At 70.5% G+C, this 16,020-nt stretch carries 15 protein-coding genes; 7 read left to right on the plus strand and 8 right to left on the minus strand.

Annotated features, from left to right (window positions below; translation table 11 throughout):
- Nucleotides 1-72: 72 nt before the first annotated feature.
- Nucleotides 73-3,456 carry a S41 family peptidase gene (locus tag OG352_RS17925; RefSeq protein ID WP_329218125.1) on the minus strand — a complete coding sequence of 1,128 codons (3,384 nt, stop codon included), beginning with the start codon at nt 3,454-3,456 and terminating at the stop codon, nt 73-75.
- A gap of 139 nt (nt 3,457-3,595) precedes the next feature.
- On the opposite strand from OG352_RS17925, the gene OG352_RS17930 reads away from it, so the two are divergent.
- Both OG352_RS17930 and OG352_RS17935 read left to right on the plus strand, forming a co-directional pair.
- Nucleotides 3,596-4,219 carry a TetR/AcrR family transcriptional regulator gene (locus tag OG352_RS17930; RefSeq protein ID WP_329218127.1) on the plus strand — a complete coding sequence of 208 codons (624 nt, stop codon included), beginning with the start codon at nt 3,596-3,598 and terminating at the stop codon, nt 4,217-4,219.
- 191 nt (nt 4,220-4,410) lie between these two features.
- Complete coding sequence (locus OG352_RS17935; protein WP_329218128.1) at nt 4,411-6,654, plus strand: MMPL family transporter; 2,244 nt, start codon at nt 4,411-4,413, stop codon at nt 6,652-6,654.
- 171 nt (nt 6,655-6,825) lie between these two features.
- Here OG352_RS17935 and OG352_RS17940 read toward each other — a convergent pair whose 3' ends face one another.
- Entirely contained in the window at nt 6,826-7,293 is a 468-nt protein-coding gene (locus tag OG352_RS17940; protein WP_329218129.1) for an ATP-binding protein, read from the minus strand.
- Nucleotides 7,294-7,435: 142 nt separating this feature from the next.
- Between OG352_RS17940 and OG352_RS17945 the strand changes: the two genes are divergently transcribed.
- Nucleotides 7,436-8,290, plus strand: coding sequence for a helix-turn-helix domain-containing protein (locus tag OG352_RS17945; RefSeq protein WP_329218130.1), 855 nt, complete (start codon nt 7,436-7,438; stop codon nt 8,288-8,290).
- On the plus strand, nt 8,287-8,535 hold the full coding sequence (locus OG352_RS17950; RefSeq protein WP_329218131.1) for a DUF397 domain-containing protein: 249 nt from the start codon (nt 8,287-8,289) through the stop codon (nt 8,533-8,535). Before OG352_RS17945 ends, OG352_RS17950 begins: the two co-directional genes overlap by 4 nt.
- A gap of 60 nt (nt 8,536-8,595) precedes the next feature.
- On the opposite strand, the gene OG352_RS17955 is transcribed toward OG352_RS17950, so the two are convergent.
- The 4 genes from OG352_RS17955 to OG352_RS17970 form a co-directional block, all read right to left on the minus strand.
- On the minus strand, nt 8,596-8,802 hold the full coding sequence (locus tag OG352_RS17955; RefSeq protein ID WP_329218132.1) for a hypothetical protein: 207 nt from the start codon (nt 8,800-8,802) through the stop codon (nt 8,596-8,598).
- A gap of 91 nt (nt 8,803-8,893) precedes the next feature.
- Entirely contained in the window at nt 8,894-9,802 is a 909-nt protein-coding gene (locus tag OG352_RS17960; RefSeq protein WP_329218134.1) for an SDR family oxidoreductase, read from the minus strand.
- The gene (locus OG352_RS17965) at nt 9,799-10,689 is read right to left on the minus strand and encodes an alpha/beta fold hydrolase (RefSeq protein WP_329218135.1); all 891 of its coding nucleotides are present in this window, start codon (nt 10,687-10,689) and stop codon (nt 9,799-9,801) included. Before OG352_RS17965 ends, OG352_RS17960 begins: the two co-directional genes overlap by 4 nt.
- Complete coding sequence (locus tag OG352_RS17970; RefSeq protein WP_329218136.1) at nt 10,686-12,254, minus strand: flavin-containing monooxygenase; 1,569 nt, start codon at nt 12,252-12,254, stop codon at nt 10,686-10,688. The genes OG352_RS17965 and OG352_RS17970 overlap by 4 nt, the downstream gene beginning before the upstream one ends.
- Before the next feature lie 135 nt (nt 12,255-12,389).
- On the opposite strand from OG352_RS17970, the gene OG352_RS17975 reads away from it, so the two are divergent.
- On the plus strand, nt 12,390-13,064 hold the full coding sequence (locus OG352_RS17975) for a MerR family transcriptional regulator (protein ID WP_329218138.1): 675 nt from the start codon (nt 12,390-12,392) through the stop codon (nt 13,062-13,064).
- Here the strand turns inward: OG352_RS17975 and OG352_RS17980 are convergent.
- Entirely contained in the window at nt 13,052-13,855 is an 804-nt protein-coding gene (locus OG352_RS17980; protein ID WP_329218140.1) for an exodeoxyribonuclease III, read from the minus strand. The two genes, OG352_RS17975 and OG352_RS17980, sit on opposite strands and share 13 nt — an antisense overlap.
- A 90-nt stretch (nt 13,856-13,945) precedes the next feature.
- Here OG352_RS17980 and OG352_RS17985 point away from each other — a divergent pair, with 90 nt between their 5' ends.
- The gene (locus tag OG352_RS17985; protein WP_329218142.1) at nt 13,946-14,428 is read left to right on the plus strand and encodes a GNAT family N-acetyltransferase; all 483 of its coding nucleotides are present in this window, start codon (nt 13,946-13,948) and stop codon (nt 14,426-14,428) included.
- 73 nt (nt 14,429-14,501) lie between these two features.
- Here the strand turns inward: OG352_RS17985 and OG352_RS17990 are convergent, their stop codons facing one another.
- Nucleotides 14,502-14,708 carry a FitA-like ribbon-helix-helix domain-containing protein gene (locus tag OG352_RS17990; protein ID WP_329218143.1) on the minus strand — a complete coding sequence of 69 codons (207 nt, stop codon included), beginning with the start codon at nt 14,706-14,708 and terminating at the stop codon, nt 14,502-14,504.
- Between the two features lie 28 nt (nt 14,709-14,736).
- Here OG352_RS17990 and OG352_RS17995 point away from each other — a divergent pair, with 28 nt between their 5' ends.
- Nucleotides 14,737-15,966 carry an RNA-guided endonuclease InsQ/TnpB family protein gene (locus tag OG352_RS17995; protein WP_329218145.1) on the plus strand — a complete coding sequence of 410 codons (1,230 nt, stop codon included), beginning with the start codon at nt 14,737-14,739 and terminating at the stop codon, nt 15,964-15,966.
- Nucleotides 15,967-16,020: the final 54 nt, after the last annotated feature.

A 16,020-nucleotide genomic window follows, 5' to 3' on the forward strand; every position in this document is an offset into this window, starting at 1 on the left:
ACTCCCGCCGCGGGCACGCTGCCGGGCGTCCGCGGTGCTGGACGTCCCCGACCACCTGGTCGTCGCCTCGATCTAACCCCCCGGCGTCCGCGGCGGCAGTTTCGGGCGGGAGTGGTTCGGGACGGCCGTGTAGTCGGGCGGGGTCGCCGGCGGGGTGAGGGTGAGGAGGTCCAGGGCGAGTCGGATCGCGTCGTCGAGTTGGGCGTGGCGGCCCTCGGCCCAGTCCAGGGGGGTGCGCAGGACCTCCAGGTCGGGGGTGACGCCGCGGTTCTCCACCGACCAGCCGTACGCGTCGAACCAGGCCGCGTTCATCGGGACGGTGATGACGGTGCCGTCGCCGAGCTGGTGGCGGCCGGTCATGCCGACCACACCGCCCCACGTGCGCTGGCCCACCACCGGCCCGAGTTTCAGCAGCTTGAAGGCGGCCGTGATCATGTCGCCGTCCGACGACGTCGCCTCGTCCGCGAGCGCGACGACCGGCCCTCTCGGCGCGTTGGAGGCGTACGACACCGGCTGGGCGTCGCGGGTGAGGTCCCAGCCCAGGATCGTGCGCGTCAGCTTCTCCACGACCAGTTCGCTGATGTGGCCGCCCGCGTTGCCGCGCACGTCGACGATCAGCGCGGGCCGCGACACCTCCATCCGCAGGTCGCGGTTGAACTGGGCCCAGCCCGAACCGCCCATGTCGGGGATGTGCAGGTAGCCGCACCGGCCGCCGCTCAACTCCCGTACCACCGCCCGCCGTTTGGCCACCCAGTCCTGGTAGCGCAGGGGGCGTTCGTCGGTCAGCGGGACGACCGCGACCCGGCGGGCGTGATCCGTCCCGCCCTCCGCCGGGGTGAACGTCAGCTCCACCGTGGTGCCGCCCGCGCCGGCGAGCAGCGGGTACGGGCCGGTCACCGGGTCCACCGCCCGCCCGTCCACATGCGTGAGCACCGCGCCCTCCCGGATGCCGGTGCCGGCCAGCGGCGACCGTGCCTTGGAGTCGGAGGACTCACCGGGCAGGATCCGCCCGACCGTCCAACTATCGCCCCGCCGCACGAAGTTGGCACCCAGCAGCCCTTGCAGGCGCTGGTAGTGCGGCGGCCCCTCGTTGCGGCGGGCGGCGGTGACGTACGCGTGCGACGTGCCCAGCTCGCCCAGCACTTCGCGCAGCAGGTCGGCGAACTCGTCGGGCGAGGCGACCCGTTCGACCAGCGGCCGGTACTGGTCGAGCACCGCGTCCCAGTCGATGCCGCACATCCCCGGCTCCCAGAAGTACGCGCGGATCAGCCGCCCGGCCTCCTCGTACGACTGCCGCCACTCGGCGCCCGGGTCGACCTCGTGCAGGATGCGCCGCAGGTCGATCCAGACGGTGGAGTCGAGGTCCCCGGACTCGGTCGACGGCACGGCCCGCAGCTCGCCCTCGTCGACGACGACCAGCCGGGTGCCGTCCCCGCTGAGCGCGAACCAGTCGAGGTCGCCGACGAGTTCGGACTTCTTCGCCTTGCTGATGTTGAAGTACTCCAGCGTCGGCCGCCCGCTGGTGTCGTCCGGGTTGGCGAACGTCTCGCCCAGCGCCCCCGAGATCGGCCAGCGCAGCCAGACCAGCCCGCCGCCCGCCACCGGGTACAGCGCCGAGTACTTGGACGCCGTCACCGGGAACGGCGTGACCCGGTTCTCCAGCCCCTCGGTCTCGACGATCACCGACCCGTCGCCGTCGACGCCCTCGTCGTCCGCCACCGGGTCGAGGCCGCCGGCCGCCGGACGGCCCTCCGGGGTCAGCGCGAACGGGGACGGCGTCGCCGACGACAGCGGCACCAGGTAGGGCCGGCAGCCCAGCGGGAAGGACAGGTCGCCGGTGTGCACGTCGTACACCGGGTCGAAGCCGCGCCAGGAGAGGAAGGCGAGGTAGCGGCCGTCCCGCGTGAACACCGGGTTCTCGTCCTCGAAGCGGCCGTTGGTCACGTCGATGATCAGCCGGTCCTGGATGCGGGCCATCTTGATCTGGCGCAGCGAGCGTCCGATGCCCGGGTGCGCCCAGGTCAGCCAGGCCCCGTCCGGCGAGAACGCGAGGTCGCGCACCGGCCCATTGACCGACGAGATCAGCTCGGTGACCTCGCCGCCACCCGACGCCTCGCCGCCCGTCCCCTCTCCCACACCGACCTCACTCACACCGGCCTCTCCCACACCGACCTCGCTCACGCCGACCTCGCCTACCCCGACCTCGCTCACGCCGACCTCGCCCACGTCGGCCTCACTCACGTCGACGAGGAGGAGCCGTCCGTCGTGCGCGGCGACGGCGAGCCGTTCGCCCTGCGGGTCGCAGACCATCTCCAGCACCCGCCCGAGCCGCCCGGAGGCCAGCCGCCGGGGCGCGCGGTCACCGGTCGCGCGCGGCAGGTAGGCGATCTCGACGGCGTCCTCGCCCTCCGCGTCCGTGACGTAGGCGACCTGCCCGCCGGAGCCGAGCATCTCCGGCAGCCGCACCCGCACCCCGGGGGTGTCGGTGATCGTGCGGGCGGGGCCGTCGCGGTGCGTCAGCCAGTACAGGCTGCCGCGGACGACGACGGCGCTCGCCCGTCCGGTCTCGTCGACGGAGATGCCGTCCACGTGCTGGGCGGCCGGGATCTGGTACGGCCGCCGCCCGGCCCGCGGCCCGTTCAGCCGTACGTCGATCCGGCGCGGCCCGGAGTCGGCGGCGAGGTCGTCGACGATCCACAGGTCACCGGCGCACTGGTACACCACCCGGGTGCCGTCGCTCGACGCGTGCCGGGCGTAGAAGGCGTCGTGGTCGGTGTGCCGGCGCAGGTCGGAGCCGTCGTGGGCGCAGGAGTAGAGGTTGCCGACGCCCTCGTGGTCGGAGAGGAACGCGATCCGGCCGCCGACGAAGAGAGGGGAGCCGAGGTGACCGTCGAGGCCTTCCAGGAGCCGCTGCCCGTGCAGCCACAGGCGGCCGGTGGCCCCGCCCCGGTAGCGCTTCCAGGCGGCGGGTTCGTGCGGCGGGGTGCCGGTGAGGAGCAGGGTCTTGCGTTCGCCGTCGATCTCGGCGACCTGGAGGTCGCAGACCGGTCCCCAGGGGAGTTTGCGGCCGGGGTCGCCGTCGGTGGGCACCTTGTAGGCCCAGGTGAAGTAGGAGAAGGGTTCGCCGTGGGAAGCGACGGCGAGGATGTCGGCGTTGCCGTCCCGGTCGGGCGGCGTCCAGCCGCGGACCTGGGTGTCGGGGTTGCCCCAGTACGTCAGCCGCCGTGCCGGTCCGCCGTCGACAGCGACGAGGTGGATCTCCGGGACGAGGCTGCGCCAGCTCGTGTACGCGATGCGGCGGCCGTCGGGGCAGAAGCGGGGGTGCCCGGCCTTGGTGCGGTCGACGGTGAGCCGCCAGGCGCGGCCCGGGTCGGCGAGGGGGGCCAGCCAGAGGTCGTCCTCGGCGACGAAGCACAACAGGTCACCGCTGAGATGGGGCAGCCGCAGATAGGTCACTTCCCCATGCTTTTCCGGGGGCTGGACCGCAGCAACTCGTACGTGAACCAGCACACGTACGAAACAGTTTCGTTTCGCAGAAGAGTGCGCTACATTCGTCGTGTACGAAACAGTGCCGGTGCACGGAAGGGTGAGCGGGATGACTGAGATCGCAACGGCGCGTCGCAGCCGCATCACCCCCGAGCGCGAGGCCGAGCTGTACGGAGCGGTCCTCGACCTGCTCCGCGAGGTCGGCTACGACGCCCTCACCATGGACGCCGTCGCGGCCCGCACCCGCTCCAGCAAGGCGACGCTCTACCGCCAGTGGGGCGGCAAGCCGGAGCTGGTGGCGAAAGCGGTCCGGCACAACAAGCCGGGCGGCGCGTTCGTGGACACCGACACGGGGTCGCTCAAGGGCGACCTGCACGCCCTCACGGAGCGGTCGGACGACTGCCAGATGGAGCAGAACTCCGCGCTGATGCGGGGTCTGGCCATGGCCGTCCATGACGACCAGGCACTCCTGAAGGCGTTCAAGGAACATCTCATCGAACCGGAGCTGGCCGGGTTCCGTCGTGTGCTGGAGCGGGCGATCGACCGGGGTGAGGTCCGTGCGGACAACCCGGCGATCGATTTCATGATGCACATGATGATCGGCGCGTTCGCCGCCCGCACACTCCTCGACGAGCAGCCGCCGACGGTGGCGTTCCTCCTCTCGTACATCGACGCGGTGGTCCTCCCCGTCCTCTGCACACCCGTCACCCCCACCACCGCCACCACCACCTGAACCACCTTTACCGAACCCCTTCCGCACCTTTCTGAACCACCCCTCCCCCTTTGACCGTCCCCACGGTCCGCCCTTCCTGACGTCACCGCTCACGTCGTCGGGCCGATCACCCCTGCCTCCTCCCTGCCTCCTCGCCGGGTTGATCACCCCTGCCCCCGAACCACCCCACGACCTGACCGGGAGACGTCTCCATGGCCACGTTCCTCTACAAACTCGGCCGGCTCGCCTTCCGGCGACGGCACTTCGTAGCCCTCATCTGGGTGGCGCTGCTGACCCTCGCCGGAGTCGGCGCGGCCTCCGCGCCCACCGCGGGCGCATCCTCCTTCTCCATACCCGGCGTCGAGGCCCAGAAGGCCTTCGACCTGCTGGAACAGCGTTTTCCACAGGCCAGCGCCGACGGCGCCAACGCGCGGGTCGTCTTCAAGGCTCCGGCCGGTGAGAAGACGACCGACGCCGCGAACAAGGCGATCGTCGACAGGGCCGTCAAGGAGCTGCGCACCGGCTCCGAGGTCGCCTCCGTCACCGACCCCTTCACGACGAACGCCGTGAGCCAGGACGGGACGGTCGCCTACACCTCGGTGAAGTACAAGGTCGCGGCCCCCGAGCTGAAGGACCCCGCGAAGGACGCCGTGAAGGCCGTCGCGGACCGGGCCCATGCGGCCGGGCTGACCGTCGAGATGGGCGGCGACGCGCTCCAGGCCGAACCCTCGCCCGCGATCGTCGGCGAGATCATCGGCCTCGCCATCGCCGCGGTCGTCCTCGTCATCACCCTGGGCTCGCTGGTCGCCGCCGGACTGCCGCTGCTGACGGCGATCATCGGAGTCGGCATCGGCGTCTCCGTCATCACCGCCCTCGCCAGCGCCCTCGACCTCGGCGACTCCACCTCCACCCTCGCCCTGATGATCGGCCTCGCGGTCGGCATCGACTACGCGCTGTTCATCGTCTCCCGCTACCGCAGCGAACTGGCCGAAGGCCGTGACCGCGAGGAAGCGGTCGGACGGGCCACCGGCACCGCCGGTTCGGCGGTCGTCTTCGCGGGGCTGACGGTCGTCATCGCGCTGGCCGGTCTCACGGTCGTCAACGTGCCGGTGCTGACGAAGATGGGTCTCGCGGCGGCGGGCACGGTCGTCGTCGCCGTCCTCATCGCCCTCACCATGATGCCGGCGCTGCTCGGCTACGCGGGCCGCAGGATCCACCCGGCGGGCGAGAAGCGCAAGCGGAAGAACATGGGCGAGAACGAGCAGGCCAAGGAATCGGCAGGGGCGGCGGCCAAGCCCAACATGGGCACGCGCTGGGCGAGCTTCGTCGTACGCCGTCCGGTCGCCGTGCTGCTGCTCGGCGTGGTCGGTCTGGGCGCGATGGCGATCCCGGCCACCCAACTGGAACTGGGCCTGCCCGACGACGGCTCGCAGGCGACGTCCACGACGCAGCGCCGCGCCTACGACCTGCTGTCGGAGGGCTTCGGCCCCGGTTTCAACGGCCCCCTGACGCTCGTCGTCGACGCCGCGAAGAGCGCCGACCCGAAGGCCGCGGCCACGGCGGTGACCGACGAGGTCAAGGGGCTCAAGGACGTCGTGACGGTGACCCCGCCGATGTTCAACCAGCCCGGCGACACCGCGATCATCACCGTCGTCCCGAAGTCGAAGCCGTCGTCCGCGCAGACCGAGGAACTGGTGCACGCCATCCGTGACGCGGGCGCCTCGGCGTTGGCCGACACGGATGCGAAGGTGCTGGTCACCGGCGTCACGGCGATGAACATCGACTTCTCGCAGCGGCTCAACGACGCGCTGATCCCCTACCTGGGACTGGTCGTCGGCCTCGCCTTCCTCCTCCTGATCGTGGTGTTCCGCTCGATCCTGGTCCCGCTGAAGGCGGCCCTCGGCTTCCTGCTCAGCGTGCTGGCCGCGCTCGGCGCGGTCGTCGCGGTCTTCCAGTGGGGCTGGCTGAGCGGCCTGATCGGGGTCCAGCAGACCGGCCCGATCATGTCGATGATGCCGATCTTCATGGTGGGCGTGGTGTTCGGCCTGGCGATGGACTACGAGGTGTTCCTCGTGACCCGGATGCGCGAGGCGTACGTCCACGGCGAGAACGCCCAGCAGGCGGTGGTGACCGGGTTCAGGTACAGCGCCCGGGTGGTCGTCGCCGCAGCGGTCATCATGATCGCCGTCTTCGCGGGCTTCATCGGCGCGAGCGAGCCGATGATCAAGATGATCGGCTTCGGCCTCGCGATCGCGGTCTTCTTCGACGCGTTCATCGTGCGCATGGCGATCGTCCCGGCGGTACTGGCCCTGCTCGGCAAGAAGGCCTGGTGGCTGCCGAAGTGGCTGGACCGCGCCCTGCCCAACGTGGACGTCGAGGGCGAGGGCCTGCGCACACAGGACGACGCCGACACCTCCCGCGACGGCGACGAGGACCGCGAACTGGTACAGGTCTGACGCACCTGACCTGCCAGTTCGTCTGAAAGACCGCCGGTGAGGGCTCCGTGGGGACGGGGCGCCCTCACCGGCTTCTTTTGTGGGGTCTTCGTGGTCGAGCGGTGCGGCCCTCTCGAGGCCCGCCCCTGCCGGGGTACCTCCGCGTAAATGTGACACTTCGGCCGCGGAGTGTCACAGTTGCGCGGCACGGTACCTGTCGGGGCGGCGGGGGGACACGCGCAGGACGACCTCCGCCCACACCGTCTTGCGTGGACACGGCTGCGGGACCACGCCCCAGCGGTCGGCCAGCGCGTCCACGAGGAGGAGGCCCCGGCCTGACGGTGCGTCGGCCCCGGCGTGACCGAGGACCGGGAGACGGTCGCCCCGGGTGTCGGTCACCTCGATCCGGAGGGTGTCGGCGATGACGTAGAGGCTGAGCCGGAAGTCCCGTCCCGGTACGCGGCCGTGGGTCGAGGCGTTGGCCGCCAGCTCGGCGACGATCTGCGCCGCGCTGCCCAACGGGATCCCCCAGGACCGGAGTTGTTCCGTCGCGAGGAGCCTCGCCAGGCGGGCGCCGCGAGGTGTCGGCGACAGCAGCACGGTGAAGTCGCGGAAGTGAGAGGTGAGTTCGCTTTCGGGGGCACGCGTCTCTTGGTTCACATCACCCAGAGTGGCGGAATCCGCCTACCGTGATCAGTGGCGGCGCGTGCATGGGCGGCTACTGTCCGGCGTTTGTCTCGGTCTGTCTCGGCTGTCGCGTCGTTGGAAGGGGTACGAGTGCGCGTTGGAGGTGGGGTCCCACATGAGCAATGACGTGAACGACGTCGACGAGGCGGGCTGGGCGGTAGAGCCCGGCGACGAGATGGCTCCGACGATGGAAATCGTCGGCAGCGTCCTCAAGTTCCACCGAGAGGCGGCCGGAATCACGCCGGCCGAGTTCGGGGCGGCCATGGGCTACGGCGAGGACATGATCCGCAAGATGGAGCGCGGCACGCGCATCCCCAAGGTCCAGTTCCTGTACAGGGCCGACGAGTTCCTGAACGCCAAGGGCGCGATCAAGGTCCTGAAGAAACACGTGGAGGAGGCGCGGTACCCGAAGAAGGTGGTCGCGCTGAAGAACACGGAGGCGCGGGCGGTTGAGTTGCTGATGTACAGCAACCACAACATCCAGGGCCTGTTGCAGACACCTGAGTACGCGCGAGCGTTGTTCGAGATGACGCAGCCCGTGCTCTCCCCAGACGTAGTGGAACGGGAGGTGGCCGCGCGCATGGCCCGCAAGGCGATCTTCGAACGGGAGCCCGCCCCGACGCTCAGCTTTGTCCAGGAACAGGTGACACTGGAACGCCCCTACGGGGGGAAAATGGTGTTGCGTCGACAGCTCGAACACCTCCTGGAGGTAGGGCAGTTGCGGAACGTCACGCTTCAGGTCATGCCGACCGACCTTGCGGAGAATGCCGGAACGCAGGGCCTGATCCAGGTGCTGAAGTTCCCCGACGGCACGGCGCTCGGGCGGTCCGACGGAGCGTTCAACGGCCGTCCGGTCTCAAGCCTCCGAGAGCTTCGTATCCTTGAACTGCGCTATGGGATGATCCGGGCGCAGGCTCTCCCGCCGAGGGAGTCGCAAGCCTTCATCAAGCAAATGCTGGGGAGACTATGAGCACCACGGAACTCCACTGGTTCAAGAGCAGCTACAGCAGCAGTGGCGAGTCCGGCGACTGCGTCGAAGTCGCGCTCAACTGGTTCAAGAGCAGCTACAGCGACAGTGGCGAACCCGGTGACTGCGTCGAGGTGGCCACCACCCCCGCCACCATCCACGTCCGTGACTCCAAGAACCCCGCCCACGGCAAGCTCGCCGTCTCACGTGCCGCCTGGGCCGGTTTCGTCACGCACGCCGCGCAGTGAGGAAGGGGTGCCCCCGAACCGGGGACACCCCTTCTCATGCGTTGCGCGGAGCGCGTCGCGTCAGATCACGTCGTCGGAGTAGCGGGGAGACTCCGGCGCACGGCGCTCGGACTCCTCCTGCTCCGGACGACGCGTACGCTCCGGGTCACTCTCGCCCGGCCGCTTCTTGCCGCGCTGCTGGACCTGCTCCTTGCCCTGCTCGGCCTTCTGCTTGGCCTGCTGCTTCCACTGCTCGGACTGGTCCTGGAACTTGTCCTTCATACCCATGTGGGTTCACTCCTGTGGGAGATGAGGCGGTTGGGGCCCCGTGGTGGGGCCTCGACCAGATTCACACGGGCGGTCACGCCGCGCATGTCGATCAACTACGGTGCGTGATCCTCGCCTGCTCGTCGGCGGAGCCGCCCGCGCCGACCAGCCCCGTGCGCATCCCCCGCACCCTGGGCGCGAAGCGCCGCATCTCGCGGGCGCCGACCGCGCCGATGATCCCGGGCAGGTATCCGCGCACGCCCTGCATGCCCCGTAGCCAGCCCTGCCCGTACACGTGCGCCGAGCGCCGCTCGATCCCGGCGACGATCCGGTCGACGGCGGGTCCCAGCGGGTACGTCTTGTTCGCGGGCCACGGCAGCCGCTGCCTCAACTCCCGCATCACCTCGTCCTGATCGGCCCCGCGCACCATGTCGGTGTCGGTCCAGGAGAGGTAGCCGACACCGACCCGCACGCCCCGGTGCGCGACCTCCGCGCGCAGACTGTGCGCGTACGCCTCGACGCCCGCCTTGGACGCGCAGTACGCCGTCATCATGGGCGCCGGGGTGATCGCGGCGAGGGAGGCTATCTGGAGCAGGTAGCCACGGCTCTCCAGCAGCACCGGCAGGAACGCGCGGGCGGTCACCGCCGAGCCGATCAGGTTGACCTCTATGACCCGGCGCCAGGCCTCCGGATCGGAGTCGGCGAACGGCCCGCCGTTCGCGACGCCCGCGTTGGCGACGACGACGTCCACCTTGCCGAAGCGTTCCTTCACCTCCGCCGCGACCTGGGTCATGGCCTCGTGGTCGGTGACGTCGGCGTACCAGTGACCGCTGTCGCCGTGCAGCCGCTCGGAGACCTGCTTGAGCAACTCGGGCTCCAGACCGACCAGCGCGACCGTCGCACCGCGCGCGGACAGCTTGCGGGCGAGCAGCTCGCCCACTCCCCGCGCCGCCCCGGTGACGACGGCGACCTGCCCTTCTAGACTCCCCCTGCCGCTCCTGCCGCTCCTGCCGCTGCTCATGCGCCCTCCTTCAACTGCGTGTAGGTGGAGACGAGTTCACGTATGCGCGCCGTGACGAGCTCGGGCGCCTCGACCGGCGTCATATGGCCGAGGCCGGGCAGTTCGGTGAGGCCGACGCACTGCGGGAGCGCGGCGGCGATCCGGCGGGCCTGGACGGGCGGCGTCATCCGGTCGCCGGTGCCGACGATCACCGCCGTCGGCACGCTCAACTCCCGTACGGCGTGGTCGAGATCGAGCAGACTCAGGACGTGCGACCAGGCGTACCGCACCTTGCGCGGGCAGGCGTGCACGATCCGGGCGCACGTCTCCACCAGGTGCGGTGCCGAACCGGCGCCCATCGTCGCGTACTTGAGGACCGCCTTCGCGACCGGCGTGACCGGTCCGAGGGGCGCCCGCGACCCGAGGGCGTGCCGGGTCAGCCAGGTCCGCAGCCGCCCGGCCCGGATCGGGACGACGGTGGACTCGGCGACCAGCCGCGAGGCACCGGTGCTGCACAGCAGGACGGCGCCGGCATGCCTGCGGAAGACGTCTCCGGTGGCCGCCGCCAGCACCGTCATGCCGCCCATCGAGTGACCGGCGATCACGGCCTTCTCCCCGGGCGCGAGCGTCGCCGCGAGGACGGCTTCCAGGTCGTCGGCGAGGACGTCCGTACTGCACACCGGGCTCGCCGGGGTCCGTCCGTGGCCGCGCTGGTCGTAGGCGATGACCCGGTGATCGACGGCGAGATCCCGGATCTGGGCCGCCCAGAAGGCGGTTGAGCAGGTCCAGCCGTGGGCGAGGACGACGGCGGGGCCGGTCTCGGCGCCGTGGACCTCGACGTGCAGCGGGGTGCCGTCGGCGGAGACGGCGGTGAGTTCGCGGAAGGGGATCACCCGGGCGGAGGTCACGCGGTCACCTCGTCGTTCTCGGCGTGCTTCTCCACGGTGTCCCTCTCGATGACGTCCTTCTCGACGGCGGCGGGTGCGCGCAGCACCTCGTACTCCGCGAGGTCCACCCGTCGCGTCGCCCGCCGGAACTCGCTCGGCGTGCCCGGCCAGACGGTGGTGTTGCGGCCGTTGGCGTCCAGGTACCAGCTGGTGCAGCCGCCCGTGTTCCACACCGTGCGCCGCATCCGCTCCTGCACCCGGCGGTTCCAGGCGTGCACGGCGCTCGGCCGGGCGTCCAGGGCCGCGCGCCCTCCCCCGGTGCCTCGAGGGCCTGGGGGGACCCCCAGGACGTCCAACTGCCGCAGATAGTCGGCCAGATAGTTCAACTGGGACTCGATCATGAGGATCATGGAGGAGTTCCCGAGGCCCGTGTTGGGGCCGATGATCGTCATCCAGTTGGGGAAGCCGGCGGCGGACGCGCCGCGCAGGGCCTCCATGCCGTCCTTCCAACTCTCCGCGAGCGTCCGCCCGTTCGCGCCCACCACCCGGTCGGCGATCGGCATGTCGGTGACATGGAACCCGGTGCCGAAGACGATCGCGTCGGCCTCGGTCTCGCTCCCGTCGGCGGCCACCAGCGTCGACCCCCGGACCTCGCTCAGCCCGCTCGCGACGACGTCCACGTTGGGCTGCGCGAGGGCCGGATAGTAGGTGCTGGACAGCAGGATCCGCTTGCAGCCGATGCGGTAGTCCGGGGTGAGCCGGGCACGCAGGGCCGGATCCTTGATGGACCGGGCCATGTTGCGCCGCGCGATCCGCTCGACGATGCCGAGCTCGTTCGGGTGCTTGGTGAACGCCTGGACCTGGAGCTCCCGGATGCCCCACAGCAGCCCGCGCCGCACCTGCGCGGTGACGGGCAGGGCGCGGTGCAGCGCGCGCTCGGCGCCGCTGATGGCCCGGTCGACGCGGGGCATCACCCAGGGCGGGGTGCGCTGGAAGAGGGTGAGCCGGGAGACGGCCGGCTGGATGGCGGGCACGATCTGGATCGCGGAGGCGCCGGTGCCGACCACGGCGACGCGCTGCCCGGCGAGGTCGTGGTCGTGGTCCCAGCGGGCCGAGTGGAACACCTTGCCGGGGAAGGTGTCGAGCCCCGGCACGTCCGGGATCTTCGGCTCGGACAGCGGCCCCGTCGCGGAGACGACGACGTCGGCGACGTACCGCCCCGCACTGGTCTCGATGTCCCAGCGCAGTTCCCGCGCGTCCCACGTCATCCGCAGCACCTCGGTGCCGAGGCGCAGGTGGGGCCGCAGCCCGAACACGTCGGCCACCCGCTCCAGATAGGCGCGGATGTGCCGCTGCCCGGAGAAGGTGCGCGGCCAGTCCGGGTTCGGCGCGAAGGAGAAGGAGTACAGGTGGGAGGGCACGTCACAGGCGCACCCCGGGTAGTCGTTGTCCCGCCAGGTCCCGCCGACGCTGTCCGCCCGTTCCAGGACGACGAAGTCGGTGACCCCCTCGCGGCGGAGCCGCACGGCGGCCCCCAGCCCACCGAAGCCGGACCCGATCACCGCCACCCGTACGTGTTCGGTCATCCCGACACCTCCCGCTGCACGACTCCCGCGACTGCGCCAGTGAACACTGGCGCAATGGGAGCGTAGAGCAGCTCCGTACCGATGGGTAGGGCCGCGAGGGGGAAAGTCACCGGCGGCACACCATAGGCTTCCGCCGTGACGGACGAGCGGGAGCAGGAGCAGCAGCACCGGCGGGAGTACCGGACGGAGGAGCTGGCCAGGGAGGCCGGCATCACGGTGCGCACCCTGCGCTTCTACCGCGAGCGCAAACTCCTCCCGCCGCCCCGCCGCGAGGGCCGTCTCGCCTGGTACGACGACCATCACCTGGCCCGGCTGCGCACGATCGCGGCGCTGCTGGAGCGCGGCCACACCCTCACCGGCATCGCGGAACTGGCCGACGCCCTCGACCACGGCCGCGACGTCGCCGACCTCCTCGGCGTCGGCGGCCCCACCGAGGAGGAACCCGTCCGCCTCACCCCCGAGGAACTCGCCGCCCGCTTCGAGGGCCAGGTCACCACCGAGAACCTCGCCGCCGCCCTCGACCTCGGCTACCTCGGCACGGACGGCGACGAGATCGTCCACATCAGCCGCCGCCTCCTGGACGTCTCGGCGGCCCTGGTCCGCGAGGGCATCCCCCTCGCCGAGGTCCTCGCCGCCGGCGCCCGCGTCCGCGCACACGCCGACGCCCTCGCCGAACTCTTCACCGCCCTCGTCCTGCGCCACACGGACGAGACCTCCCTGCCCCGCCTGCGCCCCCTGGCGAGCAGCGTGGTCGAGGCAGAACTGTCACTGGCCCTGGACCGACACCTACAGGGTGGTCAGAGGTCGTAGACGACGGTCACCGGCGCGTGGTCCGACCAGCGCTCGCCGTGCGTGGCCGCCCGCTCCACGTACCCCTTGACGGCCTTGCCCGCGAGGCCGGGCGTCGCGACATGAAGATCGATCCGCCATCCCGAGTCGTTGTCGAACGCCCGCCCCCGGTACGACCACCAGGTGTACGGCCCCTCCACCTCCGTATGCAGCTCGCGCACGACGTCGACGTACCCGCCGTCCGCCCGGTCGAGAACCCGGCCCAGCCACTCCCGCTCCTCCGGCAGGAAGCCGGAGCTCTTCTGGTTGGCGCGCCAGTTCTTCAGGTCGGCCTGCTGGTGGGCGATGTTCCAGTCGCCGCAGACGACCACTTCCCGGCCATCGGCGGCGGCACGCTCGCGCAGCTCCTTGAGGTAGGCCAGGAACTCGCCCATGAAGCGGACCTTCTCGTCCTGCCGGTCGGTGCCGACCTCGCCGGACGGAAGGTAGAGCGAGGCGACGGTCACACCGGGCAGGTCGGCCTCGACGTAACGGCCGCTGCCGTCGAACTCGGCCGAGCCGAAGCCGACGCGGACGGCGTCCGGCTCGCGGCGGGTGTAGAGGGAGACGCCGGCCCGCCCCTTGGCGGCGGCCGGGGCGTGGGTGACGTACCAGCCCTCGGGGGCCCGGACCCCCGCCGGCAACTGCTCCGGCTCGGCACGCACCTCCTGCAGGCACAGCACATCGGCGGAGGTGTCGGCGAGCCACTCCACGAAGCCCTTCTTCGCGGCGGCACGCAGTCCATTCACGTTCACGGAAGTCACGGTGAGCACCCGGGCACGATACCGGCCGGGTTACGGGCACACTGGACGGCGTCCGGAATCGAGCTTCCCCCGATTGTGCATACAAATACAATGACCAACATGAACATACGCCAGGTCTCCTTCGACCACCCCGACGCCGTCAAACTCGACGACGAGGTCCAGGCCGAGTACCACGAGCGCTACGGCGACGGCGGCGACGCCACGACCCTGGAGCCGTCCGACTTCGAGCCGCCGCACGGGCTGTACCTCATCGCGTACGACGAGCTGGGCCGCGCCGTGGCCACCGGCGGCTGGCGCAGCCAGGACAGCAACGGCGAGGGCAACGAGGACGGCGACGCCGAGCTGAAGCGGATGTTCGTCATCCGGGAGATGCGCGGCCTGGGACTCGCCCGCCGCATGCTCGGCGCACTGGAGGACGACGCGCGTACGGCCGGCCGCATCCGCATGGTCCTGGAGACCGGCACCGAGCAGCCCGAGGCCATCGCCCTGTACACGTCCAGCGGCTACGAACCGTGCACGAAGTTCGGCTACTACCGAGAATTCGAAGCAAGCCGCTGCTTCGCCAAAACCCTCAACCCCTGAGACACGTCAACCCCTGAGACACGTCAGCCCCTGGGGCACGCGTCACCCTGAAAACCGGAGGATGCCCCGGCGTTCACGCCGGGGAGGAATCCGGCTTCCCGCGTAGCGGGGCAGGAGAAGCCGAATCGCCGCCGGGCGATTCGGAGTCCACCACGGGAGAGCCGAGGGCGACCTCGATGAAGTGCAGGATCTCGGCGTTGAGGGACCGCCGGTCCGCAGCGGCGCGAGCGGTCAGCTGTGCATGAAGAGCGTCGGGGAGCCTGAGGTTCAGTTTGACCATACCCCCAGAATAGGGCCATTATGGGGCCATGGTGACAGTGAAGGAAGGCGAGGACACCGGGTATGCCCGGTGGACTTTCCGGCTTCGCGTGCCGTCCACCGCGCTCGCCGCCCTTGAGGCGGAATGGGCGCGCTGCCGATGGATCTGGAACGAGAGCTGCGCCAAGTCCAAGCAGACCCACGTGTGGAACAAGAGCCGCCCCGAACGTGCGGACAGGCGAACGTGCGGCCCTGCTCAGCTCGACAAGATGCTGACCGAGGCCCGCACCGCGAACGCGTGGCTGCGTGAGGGCAGCTCGGTCCCGCAGCAGCAGATCATCCGCGACTTCGCCAAGTCCCGCGCCAAAGCACAGAAGGACATCAAGGCCCGGCTGCCGCAGCGGCAGCGCGCGGGGATGCCGAAGTGCAAGAAGAAGCGCGAGGCCGACCCGAGCCTGAACTACACACAGCGCGGGTTCCGCCTCAAGGACGGGCTCCTGTACCTGGCCGGGGGCATCGCGCTGACCGTGGTGTGGTCGCGGGAACTGCCCAGGCCGCCCAGTTCGGTACGGGTGTACCGGGACGGTATCGGCCATTGGTATTGCTCCTTCGTTGTTCCCGCCGAGGTCCAGCCGTTGTCCGGGACCGGTTCGGTGATCGGCATCGACTGGGGCGTGAAGGAGACCGCGACCACCACGTCCGACGCGCACGACCTCCCCCACGCCGAGCACGGCAGGAAGGCGCAGGCGGAACTGACCCGGTATGACCAAATGATGGCCCGGCGCAGGCCCAAGAAGGGGCAGGCCGCCTCGAAGGGCTACCGCGAGGCGAAGAAGCTGCGGGCCAAGACGTACAAGAAGGCCGCCCGGCAGCGTGAGGACACCGGCCGCAAGTGGGCCAAGAAGGTTGTCCGCGACCACGACGCCCTCGCGGTCGAGGACTTCAAGCCGAAGTTCCTCGCCAAGTCCACCATGGCCAAGAAGGCCGCTGACGCCGCCATCGGCGCCACCAAACAGGCCCTGATCGGGATGGGCCGCAAGCACGGCCGGGCCGTGTACCTGGTACACCCCGCGCACACCACGATGGACTGCGCGCACTGCGATGCGAGAGCCAAGCACGCACTGCCGCTGGGGATGCGCACCTACACCTGCACCACATGCGGAGTCTCCTCCCCCAGGGACAAGAACTCCGCACGTGTGATGCTCATCCGGGCTGGTCTCGACCCGGCTGGTGCTGATGGCGGAAGACCCCCGGAGGCGCTGCCTCCGGAGGCGGCCTGAGCCAGGAATCCCCCTCGTTCACGATGGGGAGGATTCAACTTCCCAGGCACGTCA

It is taken from the genome of Streptomyces sp. NBC_01485, from assembly GCF_036227125.1.
Lineage (GTDB): Bacteria > Actinomycetota > Actinomycetes > Streptomycetales > Streptomycetaceae > Streptomyces.

Coding starts and splice junctions, on each gene's coding strand:
- OG352_RS17930 (WP_329218127.1), top strand. CDS start 3,596: ATGACTGAGATCGCAACGGCGCGTCGCAGCCGCATCACCCCCGAGCGC.
- OG352_RS17935 (WP_329218128.1), top strand. CDS start 4,411: ATGGCCACGTTCCTCTACAAACTCGGCCGGCTCGCCTTCCGGCGACGG.
- OG352_RS17945 (WP_329218130.1), top strand. CDS start 7,436: ATGAGCAATGACGTGAACGACGTCGACGAGGCGGGCTGGGCGGTAGAG.
- OG352_RS17950 (WP_329218131.1), top strand. CDS start 8,287: ATGAGCACCACGGAACTCCACTGGTTCAAGAGCAGCTACAGCAGCAGT.
- OG352_RS17955 (WP_329218132.1), bottom strand. CDS start 8,802: ATGGGTATGAAGGACAAGTTCCAGGACCAGTCCGAGCAGTGGAAGCAG.
- OG352_RS17960 (WP_329218134.1), bottom strand. CDS start 9,802: ATGAGCAGCGGCAGGAGCGGCAGGAGCGGCAGGGGGAGTCTAGAAGGG.
- OG352_RS17970 (WP_329218136.1), bottom strand. CDS start 12,254: ATGACCGAACACGTACGGGTGGCGGTGATCGGGTCCGGCTTCGGTGGG.
- OG352_RS17985 (WP_329218142.1), top strand. CDS start 13,946: ATGAACATACGCCAGGTCTCCTTCGACCACCCCGACGCCGTCAAACTC.
- OG352_RS17990 (WP_329218143.1), bottom strand. CDS start 14,708: ATGGTCAAACTGAACCTCAGGCTCCCCGACGCTCTTCATGCACAGCTG.
- OG352_RS17995 (WP_329218145.1), top strand. CDS start 14,737: ATGGTGACAGTGAAGGAAGGCGAGGACACCGGGTATGCCCGGTGGACT.